We start from the raw sequence: 24,156 nt of genomic DNA on the forward strand, positions 1-24,156 counted from the left end.
GTCAGCACCGGCGTCGATTCGCCGAGCATCGGAAGTGCTTGCCGCGCGGCAGTTTCCACGTCTGCCGCTTTGACTGCCAGCACCACCAGATCCATCGCCTCGGCCGGCGCGGTGGTGCTCGCCCGCAGCGGCACCACCCGGTCGGAGTCCGGGCCGGTGACCCGCAGCCCGTCCCGGTTGATCCGCTCGACGTCGGCTCGGTGGCGGTCGATGGCCACGACGTCGTGACCCGCGGCCGCGAGCCTGGCCGCATAGATGGAACCCATTGCCCCGCAACCGATCACCGCGATTTTCATCCGCAATCTCCTGCTCATTCGGTCAGCTGGGCGATGAGCCCCGCCAGGTCGGCCTTCTGCTCGAGCCCGAACCCCGGCGCGTCCGTGGGAGCGATCCGTCCGCCAACCGGCGCGCAACGATCGGGGTAGCCGCCGAACGGTGCGAACACCCCCGGATACGACTCGCACCCGCCCAAGCCGAGCCCGGCAGCGATGTGCAGGTTGAGCAGATGCCCGCCGTGCGGGAAGACGAACCGGCGGTCGAATCCGTTGCTTTCGAGCACGTCGAGCATCCGGGCATACTCCGAAAGCCCGTAGCTCAGGCCGGCGTCCATCTGGAACACATCCCGGCCGGGCCGCATGCCGCCGTAACGCACCAGGTTGGTGACGTCCTGGGTCGAAAACAGGTTCTCCCCGGTGGCGACCGCGCCGTCGTAGCCGGCCGTCACCGCGCGGTTGAGCTCGAAATCCAATGGGTCGCCGGGCTCTTCGTACCAGCGCAGGCCGCAGGGCGCCAGCGCGGCGGCCCACCGGGTCGCCTCCGGCCGGTCGAAGCGACCGTTGGCGTCCACGGCGACCCGGCCGGCATCGCCGACGATGTCGACGACGGACTCGACTCGCCGCAGGTCCTCGCGCAGGCCGGCGCCGCCGATCTTCATCTTGACCGCGTCATAGCCGGCGTCGAGGTATCCGCGCACCTCCGCGCGCAGCCGCTCGCACCCGCCCTCGGGGTGGTAGTAGCCGCCGGCGGCATACACCTCCACCGCCGCCGCGGGCCGCCGCCCGAAATGGCCGGCGATGGTCACGCAGGCGGGCTCGTCGGCGAGTTTGGCGTTGAGGTCCCAGCACGCCAGTTCCAGTGCGGCGGCGGCGGCCGCGCGATCCCCGTGCCCGCCCGGCTTCTCGCCGCGCAGCGCGCACGCCAGCACCTCGGCAGGGTCGATGCGCCCCGAGTTGTCGAGCAACGTGTGCGGGTCGGCGTCGAGCACGCGCGGGATCATCCGGTCGCGCAGGATCCCGCTCTGGGCGAAGCGGCCGATCGAGTCGAAGGCCACCCCCGTCACCGGCTTGCCGGCCCGGATGACGTCGCTGCGCAGCGCGACCAGCGAGACGGTGTGGCCGGAGAAGTCGACGACCGCGTTGGCGGGTGCGCCGTGCAGCGTTACCGGGCGCTCGACGATCGCGGTGATCCGCATCACCCCTTCTCAGGGGGTCCGGGTCAGCAGCACCGCCTGCTCGAACGGCAGCCTCCGGAAAATCGGCTGCCACCGGGGAACGACGTGCGCCGCCGCCTCGGCCTTGGGCATCACGCGCGGGTCGATCACACCGAAAGCCTTGCCGTAGCGGCGTATCCGCCCGCCCCCTGCGGCGGTCAGGTTCTTCAGCCAGTCGCGGTCGGGGCCGTAGGTCAACAGGATGGCCACGCCGGGCTTGCCGTCGATCTCGGCGCTGAAGACGGTGACCGGCGTACGGTACGGCTTGCCCGAGCGCCGGCCGGTGTGCTCGACGATGGCCAACGTGGGAGCCCAGCCGGCCCACATCCGCTGCACGGGGTTGGTGACACGTCGGTTGAAGCGAGCGAGCCCTTGCGGAAGTTTCATACCGACATCCAACTCGCTACGTGTGGTCGATCTCAAGGCCGCGACGTCGCTGGCGGTGGTGCGCGGTGACAACCCGATTGCGTCGATCCGGCGGCGCCGCGACGTGTTCAGCCCTTATGCTGATCGCGGAATCGCGTGCTGTCGCATCAATTTCACGACCAACAGTGGCGTAATTAGGGGGCAGAGGTGTCGTATTTGGTGGTCTCGCCGGAGCTGCTGGCGGCCGCGTCGGCTGACATGGCGAACATCGGATCGATGATCGGCGGGGCGAACGCCGCCGCGGCGGCCCCGACTACGGGAGTGCTGGCCGCGGGCGCCGACGAGGTGTCCGCCCTCGTGGCCTCGGCGTTCGGAGAGTTCGGCCGGCAATATCAGGTCCTCAGTGCCCAGGCCGCGCTGTTTCACGAACAGTTCGTGCAGCTGGTCACCGCGGGTGCGCACAGCTACGCGGCCGCGGAAGCCGCCGGCGTGGCCCCGTTGCAGAACGTCGGGCGTGACGTGCTGGGCGCGGTCAACGCGCCCACCGAGATGCTGGTGGGGCGTCCGCTGATCGGCAACGGCGCCAGCGGCGCCGCGGGCAGCGGCGCCGCTGGCGGGGCGGGCGGGATCTTGTTCGGCAACGGCGGCAACGGCGGCTCGGGTGCAGCTGGTCAGGCCGGAGGCAGCGGGGGTGCGGCCGGCCTGTTGTGGGGCAACGGGGGCAACGGCGGCAACGGCGGGGCCGGCGGCATCGGTGTTGCCGGCGGGGCCGGCGGCACCGGCGGCCACGGCGGGTTGCTGTTCGGCTACGGGGGCGCCGGCGGCAACGGCGGCATCGGCGGCAACGGCGTGGCCGGGACAGGCGGCATGCCCGGTGGGACCGGCATGCCCGGCGGTATCGGCGGGACCGGGGGGAGCGGCGGGTTGCTGTTCGGCGCCGGGGGGCACGGCGGCGCCGGCGCTCACGGCGGCACCGGCGGCCTCAGCGGCAACGGTTCGGCGGGCCTCGCCGGAGGCGACGGCAGCCTGGGCGGAGGGGCCAGCGGCTATGCCGGCGGTGCCGGCGGTGCCGGCGGTGCCGGCGGGATTCGCGGGACCGGAGACGTCTACGTCACCAACTCCGGCAGCAATTCGGTGTGGGTGATCAACCCCCGCACCGACGCGATCGTCACCTCCATTGCGGTCGGCACCGACCCGAGCGCGATCGCGGCCAACCCGACCGGCAGCGCCATGTACGTCACCAACACCGGCAGCAACACCGTGTCGATGATCGACACCGCCTCCAACACCGTCGTGGACACCATCCCGGTCGCCGGCGGCCCGAGCGGGGTGGCGGTCAACCCCACCGACACCGCCGTCTACGTCACCCAGGGGGGCACCGGCGACCTGGCGGTGATCAGCACCATCAGCAAACAGGTCGTCTACGACTACCCCCTCGGCACCTCCGCCAGCGGCGTGGCGGTCAACCCCGTCGGTGGCAGCGTCTACGTCACGATGCCCACGACCAACAACGTGTCGGCGATCACCGCCCTGCCCTCCAACGGCGCCCCGCACTACATCCCGGTCGGCGCCGGCCCGAACGGGGTGGCGGTCAGCCCCAACGGCAGCGGCGTCTATGTCGCCAACGAGGCCGGCAGCAGCGTGTCGGTGATCAACCCGAGCAGCAACACCGTCACGGGCACCGTCCCGGTGACCGGTGAGCCATACGGGGTGGCGATCAACCCCGTCAACAACAGCGTCTACGTCACCGACCACAGCGTCAACGACGGCAGTCTGTGGGTGATCAACCCCAACACCAACGCCGTCACCGAGACGATCCCGGTCGGCAGCGATCCGAGCGGGGTGGCGGTCAACAACCTCGGCAACGTCGTCTACGTAGCGAACTCCGGCAGCAACAACGTTTCGGTGATCGAGCCGTTCAGCGACACCCTCGTCGCCAACATCCCGGTCGGCCAAGATCCGACCGGGGTGGCGGTGGCGTGACCGGTCCCGGGCACCAACACCGTCGTTGAGTTGCGCGGGTCGCCGACGGCGAGCGCGGGCGGGCATGAGGTGGCGGGTCTGCTACACCCTGTAGTGGACCGTGTCGATCGGGCTGGGACACTGGTGGCCATGGGTAGTTCGGAGCGGACCACGACGTCGACCGCGCTGTCCGCGCGTCTGTTCGCCGACGCGTGCGCGCTCATCCCCGGGGGGGTGAACTCCCCGGTCCGCGCCTTCGCCGCCGTCGGCGGCACCCCGCGGTTCATCACCGGGGCGCGCGGCTGCCGGCTCACCGACGCCGACGGCAACCGCTACGTCGACCTGGTCTGCTCCTGGGGACCGATGATCCTCGGCCACGCGCATCCGGCCGTGGTCGGCGCGGTGGCCGAGGCGGCCTCCCACGGCTTGTCGTTCGGGGCGCCCACGCCGGCCGAGAGCGAGCTGGCCGCCGAGATCATCGCGCGGGTCCCCGCCGTCGAGCGGATCCGCCTGGTGAACTCGGGCACCGAGGCCACCATGAGCGCGGTGCGGCTGGCGCGCGGGTTCACCGGCCGCGCCAAGATCGTCAAGTTCTCCGGCTGCTACCACGGCCACGCCGACGCGCTGCTCGCCGACGCCGGGTCCGGGGTGGCGACGCTGGGCCTGCCGTCCTCGCCAGGGGTCACCGGGGCGGCCGCGGCCGACACCCTCGTGTTGCCCTACAACGACATCGAGGCCGTCCGGCAGGCCTTCGCTCGGTTCGGCGAGGAGATCGCGGCGGTGATCACCGAGGCCAGCCCCGGCAACATGGGCGTCGTGCCGCCGGCGCCAGGCTACAACGCGGCGCTGCGCGCGGTCACCGCCGAGCACGGGGCGCTGCTCATCAGCGACGAGGTGATGACCGGTTTCCGGGTGAGCCGAAGCGGTTGGTACGGAATCGATCCCGTGGCCGCCGACCTGTTCACCTTCGGCAAGGTGATGAGCGGCGGGTTGCCGGCCGCCGCGTTCGGCGGGCGCGCGGAGGTGATGGAACGGCTGGCGCCGCTGGGCCCGGTGTATCAGGCCGGGACACTCTCGGGGAACCCGGTCGCGATGGCCGCCGGCCTGGCCACCCTGCGGGCCGCCGACGACGCGGTCTACGCCGCGCTGGACGCCAACGCCGACCGCCTGACCGCGATGCTGTCCGAGGCGCTTACCGATGCCGGTGTGGCGCATCGGATTCCGAGGGCCGGCAACATGTTCAGCGTGTTTTTCGCCGAGGCGCCGGTGACCGACTTCACCGCCGCACGCGCCAGCCAGACGTGGCGCTTTCCGGCCTTCTTCCACGCCCTGCTGGACGCCGGCGTCTACCCTCCGTGCAGCGCCTTCGAGGCGTGGTTCGTCTCGGCCGCGCTGGACGAGGCCGCGTTCGACACCATCGCCGCGGCGCTGCCGCACGCCGCCCGGGCGGCCGCGGCGGCCACCGGAGAGGACCGACCCTGATGGCCGAACACACCCGGGTGCACGTGATACGTCACGGCGAGGTGCACAACCCGAACGGGATCCTCTACGGCCGGCTGCCCGGGTTCCGCCTGTCCGAGCAGGGCAGGGCGCAGGCGGCCGCCGTCGCCGGCGCGATGGCCGGCCGCGACATCGCCGCGGTGATCGCGTCCCCGCTGCAGCGGGCCCAGGAGACCGCCGCACCGATCGCGGCCCTGCACAACCTGTCCGTCGACACCGACGCCGACCTGATCGAGTCGGCCAACGCCTTCGAGGGCCGCCGCGTCAGCCCGGGCGACGGCGCGTGGCGCGACCCCCGGTTCTGGTGGCGGCTGCGCAACCCGTTCACCCCGTCCTGGGGTGAGCCCTACGTCGAGATCGCGGCGCGGATGAGCAGCGCGGTGGACAAGGCGCGCGCCCGTGGCGCGGGTCAGGAGGTGGTGTGCGTGAGCCACCAACTGCCGGTGTGGACGCTGCGGCTGCACCTGACCGGCAGGCGGCTCTGGCACGACCCGCGGCGCCGCGAGTGCGGGCTGGCCTCGGTCACCACCCTGGTCTATGACGGCGACCGCCTGATCGACGTCGAGTACTCCGAGCCGGCGGCGCCCTGTTGACCCCGAAGTTGACCCCGAAGCTGACCCCGAAGCGGCGCCTGGCGGTGGCGGCGGCGCTGGTGGCCGCGCTGCTGGCCGGCTGCACCGGTCGCGACGCGGTGGCCCAGGGCGGCACGTTCGAGTTCGTCTCACCCGGAGGCAAGACCGACATCTACTACGACCCGCCGTCCAGCCGTGGCCGTCCGGGCCCGCTGTCAGGGCCGGACCTGGCCGACCCGACGCGCACGCTGTCGCTGCACGACTTCCCCGACCGTGTCGTGGTGGTCAACGTGTGGGGCCAGTGGTGCGGTCCGTGCCGGGCCGAGGTCGCCCAACTGCAGCGCGTCGATGACGCCACCCGCAGCGCCGGCGTGTCGTTCCTGGGCATCGACGTCCGTGACAACAGCCGCCGGGCCGCCTTGGACTTCGTCGACGACCGGCACGTGACCTACCCGTCGATCTACGACCCGGCGATGCGCACGCTGATCGCGTTCGGCGGCAAGTACCCGACCACCGTGATCCCGTCCACGCTGGTGCTGGACCGCCGGCACCGGGTGGCGGCGGTGTTCCTGCGGGAGTTGCTCGCCGAGGACCTGCAACCCGTGGTCGAGCGGGTGGCCCGCGAGTCCCCGGACGTTCAGGCCGCGCCGCGATGAGCGGCTTCGCCCACATCGCCGCCGCCGGGCCGCTGGTGCTGGCCCTCGGCGTGTGCCTGCTCGCCGGGCTGGTGTCGTTCGCCTCACCGTGCGTGGTGCCGCTGGTGCCGGGCTATCTGTCGTATCTGGCGGCCGTGGTCGGGGTGGACGCGCAGCCGCCACCGGGTGCGCACCACGCCTTGTGGCGCCCTGCGAGTTCGGCCCGGTGGCGGGTCGCGGGGTCGGCCGCGTTGTTCGTCGCCGGGTTCACGACCGTGTTCGTGCTGGGCACCGTCGCCGTGCTGGGCATGACGACCACGCTGATCACCAACCAGTTGCTGCTGCAGCGCGTGGGCGGCGTGCTGACCATCGTGATGGGACTGGTGTTCGTGGGCCTGATCCCGGCGCTGCAGCGGCAAGCGCGGTTGCGCCCGCGGCAGTTCACGACGGTGGCCGGTGCGCCGCTGCTCGGCGCGGTGTTCGCACTGGGCTGGACGCCGTGCCTGGGCCCCACGCTGACCGGGGTGATCACGGTGGCCTCGGCCACCCAGGGGGCCAACGTCGTTCGCGGGATCGTGCTGGTCATCGCCTACTGCCTGGGTTTGGGAATCCCGTTCGTGGCGCTGGCATTCGGCTCGGCGGGGGCGGTGGCCGGCGTGAGCTGGCTGCGGCGGCACACCCGCGGCATCCAGATCTTCGGCGGCGCGCTGCTGATCGCGGTCGGCGCGCTGCTGGTCACCGGGGTGTGGAACGACGTCGTGTCGTGGCTGCGCGACGCGTTCGTCTCCGACGTCAGGCTGCCGATTTGAGGCGGGTACTCGCCTGGGGGCGCAACACCTGGCGCACGCTGACCTCGATGGGTACCGCGCTGGTGCTGCTGGTCCTGCTCGCGCTGGGCGCCATCCCCGGTGCGCTGCTGCCCCAGCGCAGCCTCAACGCCGGCAAGGTCGACGACTACATCGCGTCCCACCCGCTGATCGGCCCGTGGCTGGACCGCCTGCAGGCCTTCGACGTGTTCTCCAGCTTCTGGTTCACCGCCGTGTACGTGCTGCTGTTCGTCTCGCTGGTGGGGTGTCTCACCCCGCGCATGATCGAGCACGCGGACAGCCTGCGCGCCACACCGGTGGCCGCGCCGCGCAACCTGACCCGGCTGCCCAAGCACGCCGAAGCGCAGCTGCACGCCGGCCCCGGGGAGCTGAACGCCCTGGCCAACACGATCGCCGGGCGGCTGCGCGGCTGGCGCACCGCCATCCGCCAGCAGGGTGGCGGTGCGCCCGACACCGTCGAAGTGGCCGCGGAGAAGGGCTATCTGCGCGAGTTCGGCAACCTGGCCTTCCACTTCTCGCTGCTGGGTCTGCTGGTCGCGGTGGCCGTCGGCAAACTGTTCGGCTACGAGGGCAACGTGATCGTCATCGCCGACGGCGGACCCGGTTTCTGCTCGGCCTCTCCGGCCGCGTTCGACTCGTTTCGGGCCGGCAACACCGTCGACGGCACGTCGCTGCACCCGATCTGCATCCGGGTCGACGACTTCGCGGCGCACTACCTGCCGTCCGGGCAGGCCACCTCCTACGTCGCCGACATCGCCTACCAGGCGGGCGGTGACCTCGCCGCCGACAGCTGGCATCCCTACCGGCTGGAGGTCAACCACCCGCTGCGCATCGGCGGCGACCGCATCTACCTGCAGGGCCACGGATACGCTCCCACCTTCACCGTGACATTCCCGGACGGTCAGACCCGCACGTCGACCGTGCAGTGGCGGCCCGACAACCCGCGCACCCTGCTGTCGTCGGGCGTGGTGCGCATCGACCCGCCCGCCGGCAGCTACCCCGACCCCGTCGAGCGCCGTAAACACCAGATCGCGATCCAGGGCCTGCTCGCGCCGACCGAGCAGCTCGACGGCACGCTGCTGTCCTCGCGGTTCCCGGCCCTGACCGCCCCCGCGGTGGCCGTCGACGTCTACCGCGGCGACACCGGGCTGGACAGCGGCCGGCCTCAGTCGCTGTTCACCCTGGACCCGCGGTTGCTCCAGCAGGGCCGGCTGACCCGGGAGAAGCGGGTCAACCTGCGCCCCGGCCAGGAGGTCCGGATCCAGCAGGGCCCCGCGGCGGGCACCGTCGTCCGCTTCGACGGCGCCGTCCCCTTCGTGAACCTGCAGGTCTCCCACGATCCGGGTCAGGTCTGGGTGCTGGTTTTCGCCGTCACGATGATGGCCGGTCTGGTGATGTCGCTGCTGGTGCGCCGGCGCCGGGTGTGGGTCCGTCTCACGCCGGCGGGCGAAACGGCCCCGGGTACGGTGAACGTCGAAATGGGTGGTCTGGCCCGCACCGACAACGCCGGTTGGGGCGACGAGTTCGAGCGACTGACCGGGCGACTGCTGGCTGGCCTCGGCGACCCCGGCGGCAGCGAGGCTCCCCCCGCGTCCGTAAGGAGTTCTCAGGTGGACATCACATGAACACCCTGCACGTCAACGTCTCCCTGGCACGCTACTCGGACTGGGCATTCACCTCGGCCGTGGTGGCCCTGGTGGTCGCATTGCTGTTGCTCGCCGTCGAGCTGGCCTACGCCGGCGGGCGCCGCGTGGACCGGCGCGAGCGGGTGGCAGCGGGCTCCGTCGGCGCCGACAGCGCCGTTCCCGGCATCGTGGACGCTCTCCCCGTGCGGCCCATCGACGAACGCACCGGTCGGGCCGGGCTGGCCGTGGTGTACCTCGGCATCGGGCTCCTGCTGGCCTGTGTCGTGCTGCGCGGTCTGGCCACCCTGCGCCCGCCGTGGGGCAACATGTACGAGTTCATCAACCTGACGTGTCTGTGCGGCCTGCTCGCCGGCGCCGTCATGCTGCGCCGCCCCCAGCACCGCCCGCTGTGGGTCTTCCTGCTGGTGCCGATCCTGATCCTGCTGACGGTGTCGGGCCGCTGGCTCTATACCAACGCCGCTCCGGTGATGCCCGCGCTGCAGTCCTACTGGCTGCCCATCCACGTGTCGGTGGTCAGCCTCGGGTCGGGGGTGTTCATGGTCGCCGGCATCGCCAGCGTGCTGTTCCTGTTGCGGACGTCGCGGTTCGGGGACCCCGAGAGCCCGGGCGCCGAGGGCACCCTGGCCCGAGTCGTGCAGCGGTTCCCGGATGCGCAGACGCTGGACCGCATCGCCTACCGCACCACGATCTTCGCGTTCCCGGTGTTCGGTTTCGGCGTGATCTTCGGCGCCATCTGGGCCGAGGAGGCCTGGGGCAGGTATTGGGGCTGGGATCCCAAGGAGACGGTGTCTTTCGTCGCGTGGGTGGTGTACGCGGCCTACCTGCACGCGCGGTCGACCGCAGGGTGGCGGGACAGGAAAGCGGCCTGGATCAACGTCGTGGGGTTCGTGGCCATGGTCTTCAACCTGTTCTTCGTTAATCTGGTGACCGTGGGCCTGCATTCGTATGCGGGCGTGGGCTGACATACGGGCGACCGACCACATCACCGATCCAGGGGGAGCGCACGTGTCCGAGGAGCCGACGACGGGCGTCGAAGGGCCCGATCAGCACGCAAGGCATTTGCCTGTCCAGGGGCCTCCCGGACAGCAGGGTGGGGCACCGGCGGAGCCCAGCGGCGACACGCCGACCCGCGCCTTCACCGGTTTCCGCACCGAGCGGCGGCTCTCCGGCCCGGGCAGGCAGACCGGTATGCCGCCCGGCGCGTCTCAGTGGCCGTCCACCCCGGCCACCGGGATGACGCGGGTCGACCCGACGGCCTACGGGGCCTACTACACCGGACCGGCCGAGGCGGAGCCCACGCAGATCCATCCGGTGCCGGCAGTCCATCCGGTGCCAGCCGTGCCTTCGGGGCCGCGCCGTCCCGAGCCGCTGCCGCACACCCCCTACCCGGAGCTGTCCACCAGCATGCTGTTGCGCCCGGTGAAACCGCCGCCCACCGAGGGCTGGCGCCGGTTGCTGTACGTGTTGTCCAACGGGCTGATCAATGTCGGCGAGAGCGCCCGGGCCGCGCGTTACAACAACCTGGTGGCCCAGGTCAACCAGCCGCTGCGGGGTTGCTACCGGATCGCGTTTCTGTCGCTGAAGGGAGGGGTGGGCAAGACCACGATCGCCGCCACGCTGGGCGCGACCTTCGCCGACATCCGCGGCGACCGGGTGGTGGCCGTCGACGCCAACCCCGACCGCGGCACCCTGAGCCAGAAGGTGCCGCTGGAGACGGCGGCGACCGTGCGCGAGCTGCTGCACGACGCCGGAAGCGTGGAACGCTACAGCGACGTCCGCCGGTACACCTCCAAGGGGCCGAGCGGGCTGGAGGTGCTGGCGTCGGAGACCGACCCCGCGGTGTCGGAGGCGTTCAGCGCCGCCGACTACGACCGCACCCTGGACATCCTGGAGCGGTTCTACGGACTGGTGCTCACCGACTGCGGCACCGGGCTCCTGCACTCGGCGATGTCGTCGGTGTTGAACAAGGCCGACGGACTTGTCGTCGTCAGCTCGGGCTCCATCGACGGCGCGCGGAGCGCCTCGGCGACGCTGGATTGGCTGGACGCACACGGCCACGAACATCTGGTGCGCGACGCGATCGCCGTGATCAACGCGGTGCGCCCGGGGACGGGCAAGGTCGACATGGACAAGGTGGTCGACCACTTCGCGCGCCGGTGCCGCGCCGTGCAGACCATTCCGTTCGACCCTCATCTCGAGGAGGGTGCCGAGATCAGCCTGGACCGTTTGCGGCGCGAGACGCGCGAGGCGCTGGTCGAGCTGGCAGCCGTCGTCGCCGACGGGTTCGGAGGAGACCAGCGCAACCCGGGTCCGGTCTGAGAGCGTTCAGTGGGGGTTGTTGTCCCCATGGCCCAATCGTCGGAGGAAGTCGGGATCGTCGTCGGGCCCGATGACGCGGCTCTTGGGCCGGTTGTTCTGCATCCGCGCCGCACGCCAGCCGACGTAGATGAGGGTCCCCAGAACCAGGACGACGAGCAAGTAGAGCACTCAACACCTCCTTGAGCGAATATACCCGCGTCGTAGGCTCGACCCGTGGGCGAAGATTCTGTCGACAAGGGCATCGAAGGCGCCGAAGACCGAAGCGTCGGTGTGATCGGCGGTGTCTTGCCCTACGCGGCAGCGCGGTTGCTTCTCGTGGTCGTGCTCACCGGTGCCATCTACGGGATTGCGCGGCTGCTGGGGGTAGCCCAGTTCCCCATCATCGTTGCCGCGCTCTTCGCGTTGATCATCGCGATGCCGCTCGGCATCTGGTTGTTCGGCCCGCTGCGCCGACGCGCGACCGCGGCGCTGGTGACCGTCGGGGAACGCCGTCGCCGGGAACGACAACAGCTGCAAGCCCGGCTGCGCGGCGAGGACGTCGGTGAGGATGTCGCCGAGGACTAGCCCGATCAACGCGCCAGCGCCAGCGCCAGCGCCACGGCGAGCGCCCAGACGATCATCGCCAGGCCGGTGTCGCGGAGCACGGGGATCAGCGCGGGGCCGGTGCGGCCGGATCGCACCGGGCCCGCGGCGCGCAGCGCCAGCGGCGTGGCCGCCAAACCGAGGGCGCACCACGGGGTTGCCGCCGTCAACACCAGGGTCAGCGCCCCAGCGGTCGCCAGCAGCGCCTGATACAGCGTGCGGGTGCGGGCATCGCCGAGGCGCACCGCCAGGGTGATCTTGTGCGAGCGCGCGTCGGTGGGGATGTCGCGCAGGTTGTTGGCCACCAGCACCGACGACGACAGCGCCCCCGCCGACACCGCCAGCACCAGCCCCACCCAGTCCACCCGCAGCGCCTGGGTGTACTCCGTGCCCAGCACGGCGACCAGGCCGAAGAACACGAACACCGCGACCTCGCCGAAGCCGGCGTAGCCGTAGGGCCTCGACCCGCCGGTGTAGAGCCAGGCCCCCGCGATGCAGGCGGCGCCGACGGCGATGAGCCACGGCGCGGACACCAGCGCGAGCGTGACACCCGCGGCCGCGGCGACTGTCAGGCCGGCCAACGCCGCAGCCAGCACCGAGCGCGGCGCGGCCAGCCGTGACCCGACCAGCCGTACCGGCCCAGCCCGGTCGTCGTCGGTGCCGCGGACGCCGTCGGAGTAGTCGTTGGCGTAGTTGACGCCGACCGTCAGCGCGACCGCGACGCCCAGCGCCAGCAGCGCCTTCCACCACACCGCGGCGCTCAGCCACGCCGCGGCGCCGGTGCCCGCGACGACGGGCGCCACCGCGTTGGGCAGCGTCCGCGGCCGCGCCCCCGAGATCCACTGCCCGAAACTGGCCACGGCACCATCCTGCAACATCCTGCAGCGTTCCCGCCGACAGCCATGAACCAGAATGGGCGGATGCTCGGGGTCATCGGCGGCAGCGGCTTCTACACGTTTCTCGGATCCGGCGCTCGCACCGTCACCGTGGACACCCCCTACGGCCGGCCCAGCGCGCAGGTCACCCTCGGCAGCGTCGGCGGGCACGAGGTCGCCTTCCTGCCCCGCCACGGCGCCGCCCACGAATACTCGGCGCACACCGTGCCGTACCGGGCCAACATGTGGGCGCTGCGCAAGCTCGGGGTGCGGCGGGTCTTCGGCCCGTGCGCGGTCGGCAGCCTCGACCGGGCCAACGGTCCGGGCACGGTCGTCGTGCCCGACCAGCTGGTCGACCGCACGAGGGGCCGCGCTGACACCTACTTCGACTCCGGCGGCATCCACGTCGATTTCGCCGATCCGTACTGCCCGACCTTGCGCGCCGCAGTCACCGGCCTGCCCGACGTTGTCGACGGCGGCACCATGGTGGTGATCCAGGGTCCGCGGTTCTCCACCCGGGCCGAGAGCCGGTGGTTCGCCTCGGCCGGGTTCGGCCTGGTCAACATGACCGGCTACCCGGAGTCGGTGCTCGCGCGTGAACTCGAAATATGTTATGCGACAATAGCTTTGGTGACAGATTTGGACGCGGGCATAGAGTCCGGGGATGGCGTGAAGACCGCCGAGGTGTTCGCGCAGTTCCAGCGCAACGTCGAGCCGTTCAAGAAGCTGGTGCGCGCGGCGATCGCCCGGGTGTCCTCCGAACGCAACTGCACCCACTGCCTGCCGCACACCGGCGTGACGCTGCCCGTCGAGCTGCCGTGAGGGTGCTGCTGACCGGCGCGGCCGGTTTCATCGGGTCGCGGGTGGACGCGGCGCTGCGGGCGGCGGGTCACGACGTGGTGGGCGTCGACGTGCTGCTGCCGGCCGCGCACGGCCCGGACGCGGTGTTGCCGTCCGGGTGTCACCGGGTCGACGTCCGCGACGCCGGGGCGCTGGCCCCGCTGCTCGCCGGTGTCGACGTGGTGTGCCATCACGCCGCGATGGTCGGGGCCGGCGTGGACGCCGCCGACGCGCCCGCCTACGGCGGCCACAACGACCTGGCGACCACGGTGCTGCTCGCGCAGATGTTCGACGCCGGGGTGCGCCGCCTGGTGCTCGCGTCGTCGATGGTGGTGTACGGGCAGGGGTGCTACCACTGCCGCGAACACGGACCCGTCGACCCGCTGCCGCGCCGGCGCGCCGATCTGGACGCCGGGGTCTTCGAACACCGCTGCCCCGTCGGTGGGGAGGAACTGCGGTGGCGCCTCGTCGACGAGGACGCCCCCCTGCGGCCGCGCAGCCTTTATGCCGCCAGCAAGACCGCGCAGGAGCACTACGCGCTGGCCTGGTCGGAGGCGACGGGCGGATCGGTGGTGGCGCTGCGCTACCACAACGTCTACGGCCCCGGGATGCCCCGTGACACCCCATACTCCGGCGTGGCGGCCATCTTCCGGTCCTCCGTGGAAGAAGGCGCGCCACCAAGGGTTTTCGAGGACGGCGGCCAGATGCGTGACTTCGTCCACGTCGACGACGTGGCTGCCGCCAACGTGGCCGCGGCGGCCTGCGACCGCGGCGGGTTCCTCGCGGCCAACGTGTGCTCGGGACAGCCGATCTCCATCATGGAGGTGGCGTCGGCGCTCTGCGATGCGCGCGATGGTTCGCTGTCTCCGGTCATCACCGGCCAGTACCGCAGCGGCGACGTCCGCCATATCGTCGCCGATCCGTCCCGGGCCGCCGAGAAGCTGGGCTTCCGGGCGGTCATTCAGCCGCGAAATGGCCTGCGCGACTTTGCTTTCGCGCCGTTGCGTGGCTAGGTTCCCCGACTATTTCGTGTCGGGCGGGGACCGGAAGATCCTTGGCTTCGGCACGGGAATCTGCCCCGTCGCCGTGTCGTCACCGCGAAAGATCCGCGGTCCTGGCCCCACCTTCGGCATCACGGTGGTGGGGTGCTCGGTGTCGGCAATGGGGGCGCCCGTGGGGATGCGGGTCGTCGCCGCCGCCGAGGGCGGGGCGGGGCGGGGCACCCGGGCGCGTGTGGTCGGCGGCGCCGACGGCCGGGTCGGGGCGGCACGCGTGAAAGGGCGCTGCTGTCCCTGATGTCGGCGGCGGCCGGTGAGGATCGCCGCGGTCAGGATGCACAGGGCCAACCCGCACAGCGTCACGTCGAAGACGCTGGTGATCTGCTGGGCGAGGTCGTTGCCGTACACCGGGTTCTGTGCGGTGGCGTTGGGCGTCTCCTGGAACCGCGGCGCCAGCGCGACGCCCAGCACGACGCGTGAGATGCTCAGGGTGGCGACAAGCCCGCACAACGACGACACCAGCCGCGCCGAGACCGCGTCGTTGGCCAGGTTGACGCGCAGCCAGATCGCCAGAGTCGCAGTGAGCAGGTCGAAGCCGGCCAACACGAGGCTGTCGTAGCGGGAGAACGGGTAGTTCAGGCTGACCGCGACCGCGAGGTCGGTGAGCCGCATGGCCATCGACCCCAGGCACCAGACGGCGATCAGCAGCAGGCCGTTGCGGGCCGCCGCTCGCCAGGCGTTCGCCTCGGTCGTGCCGGCGCTCCGGTGCCCCAGGAACGTGCGCGGCGCGAACGTCGCCGCGGCCGCCGCCCAGGCGAGGTAGCCCTCGAACCCCACGCCCGCTGTCGAGGTGTTCTGCGCGATGCCGCGGAATGCGTCGACGTCGCGGCCCACGGGCAGGGTCCACACCAGGATGCCGGCGGCCAGCGCCGACGCCCCGAGCGCCACGGTGGCCAGTCGGGAGGCCTTGGTGGTGCGGACGAGCCAGGTGGACGCGACGAGGACTGCGGCCAGGGCCACCACCCCGTACACCATCGCGCTGGTGATGACCGCGACGTTCTGCTTGCCGAACCCGGAGCCGTCCAGCGCGTACTTCACCCGCCAGTACAGGTTGAAGCCGAAGCTGAGCGTCGCCCCGAGCATCGATGCGTAGCCAAGGACCCGGACGAGTGGGAACCGGCCGTCCGCTTGATCGGTGCCGGCCGGCTGCGCGCTCAACAGCGCGCCCGCGACACCGAGCCATGCCCCCGGCCCGACACCGCCCGGAACGTGCACGGTGCCGGCGAAACGGACCGTCTCGAACACGTCGAACCCGACGAAGGCCAGTACCAGGAGTAGATAGGGCACGTTGAAAACGACGCGGAGCCGTCCGGCCACTGCGGGACGGGACCGAACGGGGCCCAGTCGCGTGACGCCCAGGGACAGCAGCGACAGCAGCGTCACCGCGAACAGCGCGGTGAACGCGGTGACGCTGCTGTGCGGGATCCCGAGGCCGAAATACACGTTCCACGGCAGTAGTGGTGCGACGACGAGCAGGGCGGTAGCCGTCAGGTCGGGGACCGTGGTCCACCCCGTGGCCCGGTGCGCGGCGGCCGCGGCCAGGCGCTGAGTCTGCCCTCCGACAGGGCCGGTAGGCGTGTCGTCGATGCTGTGGTTCACGAGGCCCCCCGGGTCTCAAGGACGGTCACCGCCGGCGCGAGTTCGGTGGGCCCGCCGGGGAACACCCCGGCCGGCCGACTGCGCTGTGCGCTTGCGACCATAGTCTCTGTTCGGAAGCCGCGGTGGCGGCTGCCCGCGGGTGTCGCCGAGCGGCGACCGTGCCGTCGTTCGCCGACGCTGGTGCGGTTGCGCTCGTAGGTGAAACTGGTACTTGCGACGGTATCGCAGTGTAGTGATGCCGGGACATTGCTGGCTGCGGGGTCGCCAGCCGAAGGAGAGCCGGGATGGACGTCGTTTTGGGGGTCGCGGTCGCTGGTCCCGTTGCTCGCTTGGCCTTGCTGGGCCCCGCCGGCGGGGGCAATGACGTGATCGACCAGTCCGTTGTCGAGCTCGGCGACAACCCGGTCGGGAACTTGACCGAGACCGTGGTCGGCACGAACCGGCTGCTGGTCGACGAGAGTCACCGCCTGGTCGGCACCCGGCTGTGCTGGACGGACAATCCCAAGGCCGAGCAGCTGCGGCGGGCGCTGGAAAATTCCGGTGTCCTCAACGTCGCGGTGCTCCCGGAGTCACACGCGCTGGCGGCCCTGATGCGGGCGGCCGGGCGGCCCGGCGCGGCGTTGGTGGTCGACGACGAGACGGCGACGCTGTCGCTGATGGGCTCCGGCTCCGGCTCCGGCCCCGGCTCCGGCCCCGGTTCCGGCGAGGCGGAAGCGCCGCCAACCCTGTTGGCGTCGGGGCCGCTGGCCGGCGGCGAGGCCACCGCGACGTTCGACACGCTGATGGCCAGGCTCGGCGAGCATCCCGGTGCTCCCGACGAGGTCTATCTGGTCGGCGCTTCCGATCACGCCGCCGCCGAACTGACCCGCATCGCCGACCAGATCGGTGATGCCACCGTCCGGGTGCAGATTCCCGACGACCCTACGTTCGCCCTGGCCCGGGGCGCGGCGCTGGCGGCGGCCCCGACCGTCGGTGCGCCGGACGCCACGCGGGCAGCGCCGATGCTCACGGGTGACGAAACGGCGATGCTGCCGGGCGGTGATGCGACAGCCCTTGCTCCCGCGCCCGAGCCGGACGCGGAGGAACAGCAGCTGGCCTACTCGATGGCCGGCGACTCCGAGCTGGTGCCCACGTTCGACGAATACGGGGACCGGTACAGCGACGAATACGGCGACCTGGACGACGGCCGGGCGCCGCTGAACCGGCGCGCGTTGCTGATCGGCAACGCCGTCATCGCGTTCGCGGTCATCGGGTTCGCGTCGCTGGCCGTTGCGGTGGCGATCGCGGTGCGGCCCACCGCCAGTCAGGAACCCGTGGTGGGTCACCAGAACGCAGTCCCGGGCAAGTTCATGCCGTTGTTGCCGACCCAACAGCAAGCCCCGGTGCCGCCACCGCCGCCGGACCGGCCCGACGCAGGGTTCCAGGGCGGCACAATTCCGTCCCCGTCGAACGGAGGCGTAGCCCCCAAGCTGGAGTCGCCACCGGCCGGGGGCGGCCCCGCTCCGAATGTGCCGTTGGCGCCCGAAGCCCCGCCCGTGCCGGGCGGCCCGGGCTTCGTGCCCAACCCCCTCCCCAATGTGCCACTTCCCGTTCCGATCCCCATCCCGTTCCCGGGCTGGCAGCCGCAGTACCCGAACCCGGCGGCGCCAACCTACACACCGCCGACGACGTCGAGCCCGTCGACGACGTCGAGCCCGACGAGCCCGTCGAGCCCGTCGACGACGTCGACAACGTCGAGCCCCACGACGTCGAGTCCGCCCACGACGTCGAGTCCACCCACGACGTCGAGTCCGCCCACGACGTCGAGTCCGCCGACAACGTCGAGTCCGCCCACGACGTCGAGTCCGCCGACAACGACCTACAACCCGCCGACAACGACCTACAACCCGCCGTCCACGACGATGGCCCCCGTGACCCCCGCCGAGCCGTCGACCATCCCCAGCACGCAGCCCCAGACTCAGGCGCCCCAGACTCAGGTGCCCCAGACTCAGGCGCCCCAGACTCAGGTGCCCCAGACTCAGGTGCCCCAGACTCAGGTGCCCCAGACTCAGGCACCCCAGACTCAGGTGCCCCAGACTCAGGTGCCCCAGACTCAGGCACCCCAGCCGGTGGCGCCGAAGCCGCAGACCCCGCAGGAACCGGGCGGTGCGGGCGGCGGGCATCACGGCTTCGGGTTCTGAGCAGCCGCCCATGCCGGTCCTTGACGCCCCTGTCACGGTGGTGCTGCCCTGTCTCGACGAGGCCGAGTCGCTGCCGGCCGTGTTGGCGGCCATTCCCGACGGCTACCGAGCGCTGGTCGTCGACAACGACAGCACCGACGACACCGCCGGCGTCGCGCGCCGCCACGGCGCCCGGGTTGTCGTCGAGCCTCGGCCCGGGTACGGGTCGGCGGTGCACGCGGGGGTGGTCGCCGCGACAACCCCGATCGTCGCGGTCCTCGACGCCGACGGTTCGCTGGACCCCGGTGATCTGCCGCGGTTGGTCGCTGCGCTCGAGGACGCCGACCTGGTGATCGGCCGGCGCCGGCCTGTGGCGGGACTGCACTGGCCATGGGTCGCGCGACTGGGCACCGTCGTGATGAGCTGGCGTTTGCGCGCCCGTCACGGCCTGCCCGTGCACGACATCGCGCCGATGCGGGTGGCGCGGCGCGAGGCGCTGCTGGATCTCGGCATCGTCGACAGGCGCTCCGGCTATCCGCTGGAACTGTTGGTCCGTGCCGCGGCGGCCGGCTGGCGCGTGGTCGAGCTGGACGTCGGCTACGGTCCCCGGACCGGCGGCAGATCCAAGGTCAGCGGGTCGCTGCGGGGCAGCATCATCGCGATCCTGGACTTTTGGAAGGTGATCTCGTGACAGTGCTGCCCGTCACGCTGCTGGTCGTCGCGAAGGCGCCGGAGCCCGGCCTGGCCAAAACGCGGCTCGCCGCGACGGTCGGCGAACGTGTCGCCGCCGACATCGCAGCGGCCGCGCTGCTGGACACGCTGGACGCCGTGGTGGCCGCCCCGGTGGCCGCGCGGGTGGTCGCGCTGACCGGCAACCTGGAAGCCGCCACCGGGGCCGCCGAGATCCGGCGGCGATTGGAGTCGTGCACCGTGATCACGCAGCGCGGCAAGGACTTTGGCGACCGGCTTGCCAACGCGCACGCTGATTCCGCGAACGGGTATCCGGTGCTGCAGATCGGGATGGACACCCCGCAGGTGACTGCCGGGTTGCTGGCCGGTTGCGCGAAACGCCTACTCGCAGCGCCGGCCTTACTCGGCCCGGCGTGTGACGGCGGGTGGTGGGTGCTCGGGGTGGCGACGCCGGCGATGGCCGAATGCTTGCGCACCGTTCCGATGTCGCGACCCGACACCGGAAAGCTCACCCTGAAGGCCTTGCGCGCCAATGGAATCGAAGTTCAGCTTGCAGATGAATTGTCCGACTTTGACGTAGTCGACGACATCGCCGCCGTGTACTCGGCGTGCGCAGCCGAGAGCCGATTCGCGCGGGTTGTCCGCGCAGCCGGGCTCTGACGACGGCGATCGCAGCGTTTCAGCGGTCGGCGCCGGGACGAGGCTGCCCCGGTAGTCAAAGATTGCGGTGTCGATCACCGTCCAGAGCCCGTTCGGCGACGGCCCCCGCGGAACGGAGTCTCGATGTCCACCACTACCACCGTCGCCGCCGCCGTCACCAGTCACGCCGGTGCACTGGTCACCGCCCTCGTCGTGCTCACCGGCAGCATCTCTGTGTCCGCCGGTGCAGCCGCGGCCGACCCGAACCAGGACGCGCACTTCCTCGATCTGCTCGAACAGGAACAGATTCCCGCGCTCAAGGGAGTGCCGAGCCTGATCTCCACCGCCCACAAGGTCTGCCACGAACTCGACGGCGGCATGGCGGTGGACTCCCTCGTGGACGACATGAAGGACCATGCGCTCATCAACCCGTCCTGGCGCGGAGTCCCCGAGCGTCGCGTCATCTCCACCGTCACCCGGTTCATCACCGCGTCGGTCGAGGCCTACTGCCCGGTCGACCGCAGCAAGATCGTTTCCATCACGGCTGCTGCGGGGCAGTCCGGCGCTCCGGCGCATCCTGTCTCCCTGCGCGCCCGGGTACTTCCCCTGGGGGGACTCACCCCCGATCCGCCGGACATTCCGGCGCCACCGCCGGACGTACCGCCTCTGGTCTCGCCCCCCCGGCCGGTTGCGGCACCGCCTCCGCCGAAACGATTGCCCTCCCCGCAGCGGTCGCCGGCCCTTGCGCAGGCCCCGCAACCGGGCGGCGGCATCGGCGACGACGGGGCGAATGGCAGCGGGGGTGGAGGCGGCGAGGGCGCAGCTCCGGTCCCGCCGTCGGCGCCCATGTCACCGGGCTGGGTCAGGCTCGCGCCCTGAGAGGCGCCCCAGCCTCTACCAGTGCGTCACGATCACGCTGTTCACCAGCAGTGCCCCGGCGGCGTTGACCGCCAGCCACACGCGATGCGACCGCACTGGCAGCAACGCGGGCGCCGCGGTCAGCCAGACGGTGAACGGCAGCCAAATCCGTTCCACCTCAGCCTTGCTCAGTTCGCTCAGGTCCGCGCTGAGGATCGCGGTCAGCACGCCCAGCAACACCAGATGCAAGCCGCAGCGGCGCCGGATGGCGGCCACGTCGAACACCCGGGGCAGCCCGGCCACACTGCCCAGCCCGATCGCGCAGACCACGCAGGCCAGATTGGCCCACCACCAGTGGGCGAATGGCCGGTTCTTGGCGATACCCTGCCAATAGCGTTGCTGCACAAGGGTGTAGCCGTCGAACCAGGAAAATCCGGCAACGGCGAACGCGACGGCAACCGTCAGTGCCGCGGCAGCGGCCGCGCCCAGTGCCCGCAGGGCGGCGGGCCGGCTGCGCGCCGACACCAGCACGGCCAGCGCCGGCAGCCCCATCAGGATCAGGCCATAGCTGAGGAAGACTCCCCATCCCAGCAGCAGACCCGCACCGGCGGCCGCCAGAGGGGGGAATCGGACCGTCCGGTGGACTGCCACCGCCAGCAGTGCGATACCCCAGGCCGCGACACCGGCGAAGTATCCGTCGGCCGAAACTGCCACCCAGATCGCCGTCGGGGCCACGGCGACGAACGGCGCGACCAGCCGCGCGGCGGGCTCGCCGGCCAGCGCGCGGACCGCGACGACCACGGCCGCCGCCGCGCTCGACCCGGCCAACAGGCACAACAGGCCGGCCCAGACGCCGCCGTGCAGGCCGATGCGGTCCATCCAGACGAACGTCAGCAGCGCACCCGGCGGATGGCCGGAGACGTGTGTCGTCCAGGAATTCGGCTGCCCGTCGAGGATCCGGCCGGCGAACGCGCGCACCGCGGCGGGGATGTCGGTGATGCCCGGAACCTCGTACAGATACTCGTCCCGGGTGGTCAGCCGGCCCGCAAAACCCCGCTGCCAACCGTCGATCAGCGCCAGCGCCAACGCCCACGCGCACGCGGTGGCCCAGGTGCACAGAGTCAATATCCGCCACGAAAGCCGTTGAGCTACAGCGTTTCCCCACACCACCGCGGCCACGGCCAGCAAAATGGCAAGCCCGCTGCCCCAGCCGGCATGAATCTCCCACGCCCCGAAGATCGGTGCCGCACCGGCGTGTGTGGCGAACCTTTCCGGACCGACGCCGTGCAGCGGCGTGACGCCGATGTGGATGCGCGGCAACACGAACGCGGCCGCCACCACGGCAACCCCGACCGCGACCGCCGCCACCTCCCTGGCGTATCCCCGGAGCGCGATCGTCACGATCGACGAGCCTACTGACGAGGGGAGAACCGCCGCACCAGCGCGCCCCGGTCGAGCTTGCCGATGCCGCGGCGCGGCAGCGCATCGAGGACGTGCAGTTCGCGGGGTGCCGCGGTGGTGTCCAGTGTGTGTGCCACGTGGTCGCGCAGGGCGTCCAGCGCCGGCGGGGCGCAACTGTCGACGGGTACCACCGCGGCGACGACCCGCTGTCCGAACCGGTCGTCGGGCAGGCCGAACACCGCGCACTCGCGCACCCCGGGGTGGGTGCCCAGCGCCGCCTCGACGAGTTGTGGCAGCACCGTCAACCCGCCGGTGCTGATCGCGTCGTCGGCGCGGCCGAGCACCGTCAGCACACCCGCGTCGTCGAGGGCGCCCACGTCGTCGGTGCGAAACCAGCCCGGCTCGGCGAACGGGTCGGGGACGACCGGGTTGCGGTAACCCTTGGCCAGCGTCGCGCCCCCGATCACGACGCGCCCGTCGCCGCTCACCCGCACCCGGATTCCGTCGAGTGGGACACCGTCGTAGACGCAGCCGCCCGCGGTCTCGCTCATCCCGTAGGTGCGCACCACCGTGACGCCGGCCGCAGCCGCGGCGTCCAGGACCCGGTCCGGTGCCGGCCCGCCGCCGAGCATCACGGCATCGAGTTCGGCGAGGGCGGCCGCGGCTGCCGGGTCGGCCAGCGACTTGGCCAGCTGGGCGGCCACCAGCGAGGTGTAGCGGCGTCCGGCGCCCAGCCGGCCGATCGCGCCGGGCAATTCGGCGGGATCGAAGCCGGCGGAGACGTCGAGTTCGACGGGCTCTAGGCCGGCGAGCACGCTGCGCACCACCACCTGGATCCCGGCGATGTGATGCGGCGGCAGGGCCAGCAGCCAGGCGCCCGGCCCGCCGAGTCGCTCATGGGTGGCCGACGCACTGGCCCGCAGGGCGGCGGCGGTCAGCAGGGCACCCTTGGGGGACCCGGTCGTGCCCGACGTCGTCACGACGAGCGCCACGTCGTCGTCGACGTCCTCGCCTATTCGCAACCCGACCCGCAATGCGCGCAGCGCCTCCGGGTCGGGGTCGGCCGGCACGGCCAGCAGCGCGGGACCGCGCCCGTCCAGCATCCGTTCCAGGGCGGGCCGCAGCACGGGAACGGCGCTGCCCGCCGGGACGGCGAGCGCCCGCAGGACGGCTATGCCTGCTCTCCGTTGCTGTGCTCGTCGTCGAACGGCCAGCGCTGCGCGGCCAGCCGCGCCCGCACCCGCTCGACGTCGGCCGGCGACGGCAGCTCGTCGGTGATCTGGGTGATGGCCACGCCGATGTCGATGTGGTCGAGTTCGTCTCGCTGGATCAGTTCATCGGCCACTGCGAGAACCTCGTCGTGGCTCAACCGGCGGGTGAGCAACGCGAGGACCGCGAAGGTGTCGGTGGGGGGAACGCCTTCGGGGTAGCCGGCGCGCAGCCAGGCCACGATCGAGCTGAGGAATCCGTTCACTGTCCAACCTGTTCCGGGCGTGGGCTCGGCGTTAGTGAAGACCCGGCCCCGATCCTACGTGGTCTTTGCTCCGAGGAACGGATACCCGGTGTGGTGCGCGATGAAATCCCGGGAGATGTAGGCCAGGGCGAGCAGGATCACGACGACCACCACCGCATAAATCGCCCAGGCGAGCCCGGTCAGTGCCCGGTTACGCTGCGACGCGGCGCCGCTGGTGGTGATGTCCCCGGCGCCCATGGCCTGCAGCCGCAGCCCGAGGGCGAACAGCCCCGGCAGTGCGGCGCCGGCCAGCATGCTGAACACCAGGATCTTCAGGGAGGCCTGGTAGTTGAACCACTGGCTGAAGCCGCTCATGACAGGTTCCCCGCACCGACCGTGGGGTCCTCGGAGCCCGACCGGGGCGGTGGGCCGGCCTGGGCCGTCATCACCCCGGTCGACGGCGGGAGCTCCTCCGGCGCGTCCAGGCCCGCGGTCAGGCTGCCCTCCCATTCGGAGTTGACGTTCTTGTGGTCGACCTTGACCTTGCGCGACCGGATGTAGATCACGGTCGAGACGGCGACCAGCAGCCCGAAGCCGATGATCGCGCCGGGGTATCCGCCGATGAGGTGGACGATCCAGTAGGTCACCGCGCCGACGAGCCCGGCCAGCGGGAGGGTGACCAGCCA

Annotated in this window: 25 protein-coding genes and 1 pseudogene; 15 read left to right on the forward strand and 11 right to left on the reverse strand. The window is 71.6% G+C overall.

Annotation, left to right across the window (positions count from 1 at the left end; genetic code table 11):
* The 3 genes from AC2VOK_RS19675 to AC2VOK_RS19685 form a co-directional block, all read right to left on the reverse strand.
* On the reverse strand, positions 1–296 hold a 296-nt coding region (locus tag AC2VOK_RS19675), incomplete at its 3' end, for a 2-dehydropantoate 2-reductase (RefSeq protein WP_428901936.1).
* 14 nt (positions 297–310) lie between these two features.
* The gene (locus AC2VOK_RS19680; RefSeq protein WP_428901937.1) at positions 311–1,471 is read right to left on the reverse strand and encodes an enolase C-terminal domain-like protein; all 1,161 of its coding nucleotides are present in this window, start codon (positions 1,469–1,471) and stop codon (positions 311–313) included.
* A gap of 9 nt (positions 1,472–1,480) precedes the next feature.
* Entirely contained in the window at positions 1,481–1,876 is a 396-nt protein-coding gene (locus AC2VOK_RS19685; protein WP_428901938.1) for a nitroreductase family deazaflavin-dependent oxidoreductase, read from the reverse strand.
* A gap of 186 nt (positions 1,877–2,062) precedes the next feature.
* Here AC2VOK_RS19685 and AC2VOK_RS19690 point away from each other — a divergent pair, with 186 nt between their 5' ends.
* The 8 genes from AC2VOK_RS19690 (at position 2,063) to AC2VOK_RS19725 (ending at position 11,316) form a co-directional block, all read left to right on the forward strand.
* Complete coding sequence (locus tag AC2VOK_RS19690; protein ID WP_428901939.1) at positions 2,063–3,838, forward strand: PE domain-containing protein; 1,776 nt, start codon at positions 2,063–2,065, stop codon at positions 3,836–3,838.
* 129 nt (positions 3,839–3,967) lie between these two features.
* On the forward strand, positions 3,968–5,299 hold the full coding sequence (gene hemL / locus AC2VOK_RS19695; protein ID WP_428901940.1) for a glutamate-1-semialdehyde 2,1-aminomutase: 1,332 nt from the start codon (positions 3,968–3,970) through the stop codon (positions 5,297–5,299).
* Positions 5,299–5,910 carry a histidine phosphatase family protein gene (locus tag AC2VOK_RS19700; RefSeq protein WP_428901941.1) on the forward strand — a complete coding sequence of 204 codons (612 nt, stop codon included), beginning with the start codon at positions 5,299–5,301 and terminating at the stop codon, positions 5,908–5,910. The genes hemL and AC2VOK_RS19700 overlap by 1 nt, the downstream gene beginning before the upstream one ends.
* A 20-nt stretch (positions 5,911–5,930) precedes the next feature.
* Positions 5,931–6,545 (forward strand): TlpA disulfide reductase family protein, encoded by a 615-nt coding sequence (locus AC2VOK_RS19705; protein ID WP_428901955.1) that lies wholly within the window; start codon positions 5,931–5,933, stop codon positions 6,543–6,545.
* Complete coding sequence (locus AC2VOK_RS19710; RefSeq protein WP_428901942.1) at positions 6,542–7,333, forward strand: cytochrome c biogenesis CcdA family protein; 792 nt, start codon at positions 6,542–6,544, stop codon at positions 7,331–7,333. The genes AC2VOK_RS19705 and AC2VOK_RS19710 overlap by 4 nt, the downstream gene beginning before the upstream one ends.
* A 47-nt stretch (positions 7,334–7,380) precedes the next feature.
* On the forward strand, positions 7,381–8,976 hold the full coding sequence (locus AC2VOK_RS19715; RefSeq protein WP_428901956.1) for a cytochrome c biogenesis protein ResB: 1,596 nt from the start codon (positions 7,381–7,383) through the stop codon (positions 8,974–8,976).
* On the forward strand, positions 8,973–9,959 hold the full coding sequence (ccsB, locus tag AC2VOK_RS19720; protein WP_428901943.1) for a c-type cytochrome biogenesis protein CcsB: 987 nt from the start codon (positions 8,973–8,975) through the stop codon (positions 9,957–9,959). Before AC2VOK_RS19715 ends, ccsB begins: the two co-directional genes overlap by 4 nt.
* Positions 9,943–11,316, forward strand: coding sequence for a MinD/ParA family ATP-binding protein (locus tag AC2VOK_RS19725; RefSeq protein WP_428901944.1), 1,374 nt, complete (start codon positions 9,943–9,945; stop codon positions 11,314–11,316). Before ccsB ends, AC2VOK_RS19725 begins: the two co-directional genes overlap by 17 nt.
* Positions 11,317–11,322: 6 nt before the next feature.
* On the opposite strand, the gene AC2VOK_RS19730 is transcribed toward AC2VOK_RS19725, so the two are convergent.
* Complete coding sequence (locus AC2VOK_RS19730) at positions 11,323–11,484, reverse strand: hypothetical protein (RefSeq protein WP_421530724.1); 162 nt, start codon at positions 11,482–11,484, stop codon at positions 11,323–11,325.
* Positions 11,485–11,556: 72 nt separating this feature from the next.
* Between AC2VOK_RS19730 and AC2VOK_RS19735 the strand changes: the two genes are divergently transcribed.
* Positions 11,557–11,880 (forward strand): DUF4229 domain-containing protein, encoded by a 324-nt coding sequence (locus AC2VOK_RS19735; RefSeq protein ID WP_428901957.1) that lies wholly within the window; start codon positions 11,557–11,559, stop codon positions 11,878–11,880.
* A 5-nt stretch (positions 11,881–11,885) separates the two neighbouring features.
* Here the strand turns inward: AC2VOK_RS19735 and AC2VOK_RS19740 are convergent, their stop codons facing one another.
* Positions 11,886–12,758, reverse strand: coding sequence for a 1,4-dihydroxy-2-naphthoate polyprenyltransferase (locus tag AC2VOK_RS19740; RefSeq protein WP_428901945.1), 873 nt, complete (start codon positions 12,756–12,758; stop codon positions 11,886–11,888).
* A 60-nt stretch (positions 12,759–12,818) separates the two neighbouring features.
* On the opposite strand from AC2VOK_RS19740, the gene AC2VOK_RS19745 reads away from it, so the two are divergent.
* Both AC2VOK_RS19745 and AC2VOK_RS19750 read left to right on the forward strand, forming a co-directional pair.
* On the forward strand, positions 12,819–13,595 hold the full coding sequence (locus tag AC2VOK_RS19745; protein ID WP_428901946.1) for an S-methyl-5'-thioadenosine phosphorylase: 777 nt from the start codon (positions 12,819–12,821) through the stop codon (positions 13,593–13,595).
* Complete coding sequence (locus tag AC2VOK_RS19750; RefSeq protein WP_428901947.1) at positions 13,592–14,626, forward strand: NAD-dependent epimerase/dehydratase family protein; 1,035 nt, start codon at positions 13,592–13,594, stop codon at positions 14,624–14,626. Before AC2VOK_RS19745 ends, AC2VOK_RS19750 begins: the two co-directional genes overlap by 4 nt.
* Before the next feature lie 9 nt (positions 14,627–14,635).
* On the opposite strand, the gene AC2VOK_RS19755 is transcribed toward AC2VOK_RS19750, so the two are convergent.
* Positions 14,636–16,213 carry a DUF7937 domain-containing protein gene (locus tag AC2VOK_RS19755; protein WP_428901958.1) on the reverse strand — a complete coding sequence of 526 codons (1,578 nt, stop codon included), beginning with the start codon at positions 16,211–16,213 and terminating at the stop codon, positions 14,636–14,638.
* A gap of 341 nt (positions 16,214–16,554) precedes the next feature.
* On the opposite strand from AC2VOK_RS19755, the gene AC2VOK_RS19760 reads away from it, so the two are divergent.
* The 4 genes from AC2VOK_RS19760 (at position 16,555) to AC2VOK_RS19775 (ending at position 20,637) form a co-directional block, all read left to right on the forward strand.
* Entirely contained in the window at positions 16,555–18,450 is a 1,896-nt protein-coding gene (locus AC2VOK_RS19760) for a DUF7159 family protein (protein ID WP_428901948.1), read from the forward strand.
* A gap of 10 nt (positions 18,451–18,460) precedes the next feature.
* Entirely contained in the window at positions 18,461–19,120 is a 660-nt protein-coding gene (locus AC2VOK_RS19765; RefSeq protein WP_428901949.1) for a glycosyltransferase family 2 protein, read from the forward strand.
* Complete coding sequence (locus AC2VOK_RS19770) at positions 19,117–19,779, forward strand: TIGR04282 family arsenosugar biosynthesis glycosyltransferase (protein ID WP_428901950.1); 663 nt, start codon at positions 19,117–19,119, stop codon at positions 19,777–19,779. The genes AC2VOK_RS19765 and AC2VOK_RS19770 overlap by 4 nt, the downstream gene beginning before the upstream one ends.
* A gap of 123 nt (positions 19,780–19,902) precedes the next feature.
* A complete protein-coding gene (locus AC2VOK_RS19775) occupies positions 19,903–20,637 on the forward strand; it encodes a DUF732 domain-containing protein (RefSeq protein WP_428901951.1) in 735 nt (244 codons plus the stop codon).
* A 15-nt stretch (positions 20,638–20,652) separates the two neighbouring features.
* Here the strand turns inward: AC2VOK_RS19775 and AC2VOK_RS19780 are convergent, their stop codons facing one another.
* From AC2VOK_RS19780 to AC2VOK_RS19800, 5 genes and pseudogenes are all read right to left on the reverse strand, one after another.
* Positions 20,653–22,011: a hypothetical protein gene (locus tag AC2VOK_RS19780; protein ID WP_428901959.1), complete on the reverse strand. Its 1,359-nt coding sequence runs from the start codon at positions 22,009–22,011 to the stop codon at positions 20,653–20,655.
* 17 nt (positions 22,012–22,028) lie between these two features.
* Complete coding sequence (gene menE, locus AC2VOK_RS19785; RefSeq protein ID WP_428901952.1) at positions 22,029–23,144, reverse strand: o-succinylbenzoate--CoA ligase; 1,116 nt, start codon at positions 23,142–23,144, stop codon at positions 22,029–22,031.
* Positions 23,145–23,188: 44 nt separating this feature from the next.
* Positions 23,189–23,491 (reverse strand): DUF3349 domain-containing protein, encoded by a 303-nt coding sequence (locus AC2VOK_RS19790; protein ID WP_428901953.1) that lies wholly within the window; start codon positions 23,489–23,491, stop codon positions 23,189–23,191.
* 54 nt (positions 23,492–23,545) lie between these two features.
* Positions 23,546–23,845 (reverse strand): hypothetical protein, encoded by a 300-nt coding sequence (locus AC2VOK_RS19795; protein ID WP_428901954.1) that lies wholly within the window; start codon positions 23,843–23,845, stop codon positions 23,546–23,548.
* A pseudogene (locus tag AC2VOK_RS19800) lies at positions 23,842–24,156 on the reverse strand (inorganic phosphate transporter); the annotation flags it as partial. The pseudogene AC2VOK_RS19800 and the gene AC2VOK_RS19795, both read right to left, overlap by 4 nt.

Source organism: Mycobacterium sp. TH-M116, assembly GCF_057473685.1.

Coding starts and splice junctions, on each gene's coding strand:
- AC2VOK_RS19680 (WP_428901937.1), bottom strand. CDS start 1,471: ATGCGGATCACCGCGATCGTCGAGCGCCCGGTAACGCTGCACGGCGCA.
- AC2VOK_RS19685 (WP_428901938.1), bottom strand. CDS start 1,876: ATGAAACTTCCGCAAGGGCTCGCTCGCTTCAACCGACGTGTCACCAAC.
- hemL (WP_428901940.1), top strand. CDS start 3,968: ATGGGTAGTTCGGAGCGGACCACGACGTCGACCGCGCTGTCCGCGCGT.
- AC2VOK_RS19700 (WP_428901941.1), top strand. CDS start 5,299: ATGGCCGAACACACCCGGGTGCACGTGATACGTCACGGCGAGGTGCAC.
- AC2VOK_RS19710 (WP_428901942.1), top strand. CDS start 6,542: ATGAGCGGCTTCGCCCACATCGCCGCCGCCGGGCCGCTGGTGCTGGCC.
- AC2VOK_RS19715 (WP_428901956.1), top strand. CDS start 7,381: ATGGGTACCGCGCTGGTGCTGCTGGTCCTGCTCGCGCTGGGCGCCATC.
- ccsB (WP_428901943.1), top strand. CDS start 8,973: ATGAACACCCTGCACGTCAACGTCTCCCTGGCACGCTACTCGGACTGG.
- AC2VOK_RS19725 (WP_428901944.1), top strand. CDS start 9,943: ATGCGGGCGTGGGCTGACATACGGGCGACCGACCACATCACCGATCCA.
- AC2VOK_RS19745 (WP_428901946.1), top strand. CDS start 12,819: ATGCTCGGGGTCATCGGCGGCAGCGGCTTCTACACGTTTCTCGGATCC.
- AC2VOK_RS19760 (WP_428901948.1), top strand. CDS start 16,555: ATGGACGTCGTTTTGGGGGTCGCGGTCGCTGGTCCCGTTGCTCGCTTG.
- AC2VOK_RS19765 (WP_428901949.1), top strand. CDS start 18,461: ATGCCGGTCCTTGACGCCCCTGTCACGGTGGTGCTGCCCTGTCTCGAC.
- AC2VOK_RS19775 (WP_428901951.1), top strand. CDS start 19,903: ATGTCCACCACTACCACCGTCGCCGCCGCCGTCACCAGTCACGCCGGT.
- AC2VOK_RS19795 (WP_428901954.1), bottom strand. CDS start 23,845: ATGAGCGGCTTCAGCCAGTGGTTCAACTACCAGGCCTCCCTGAAGATC.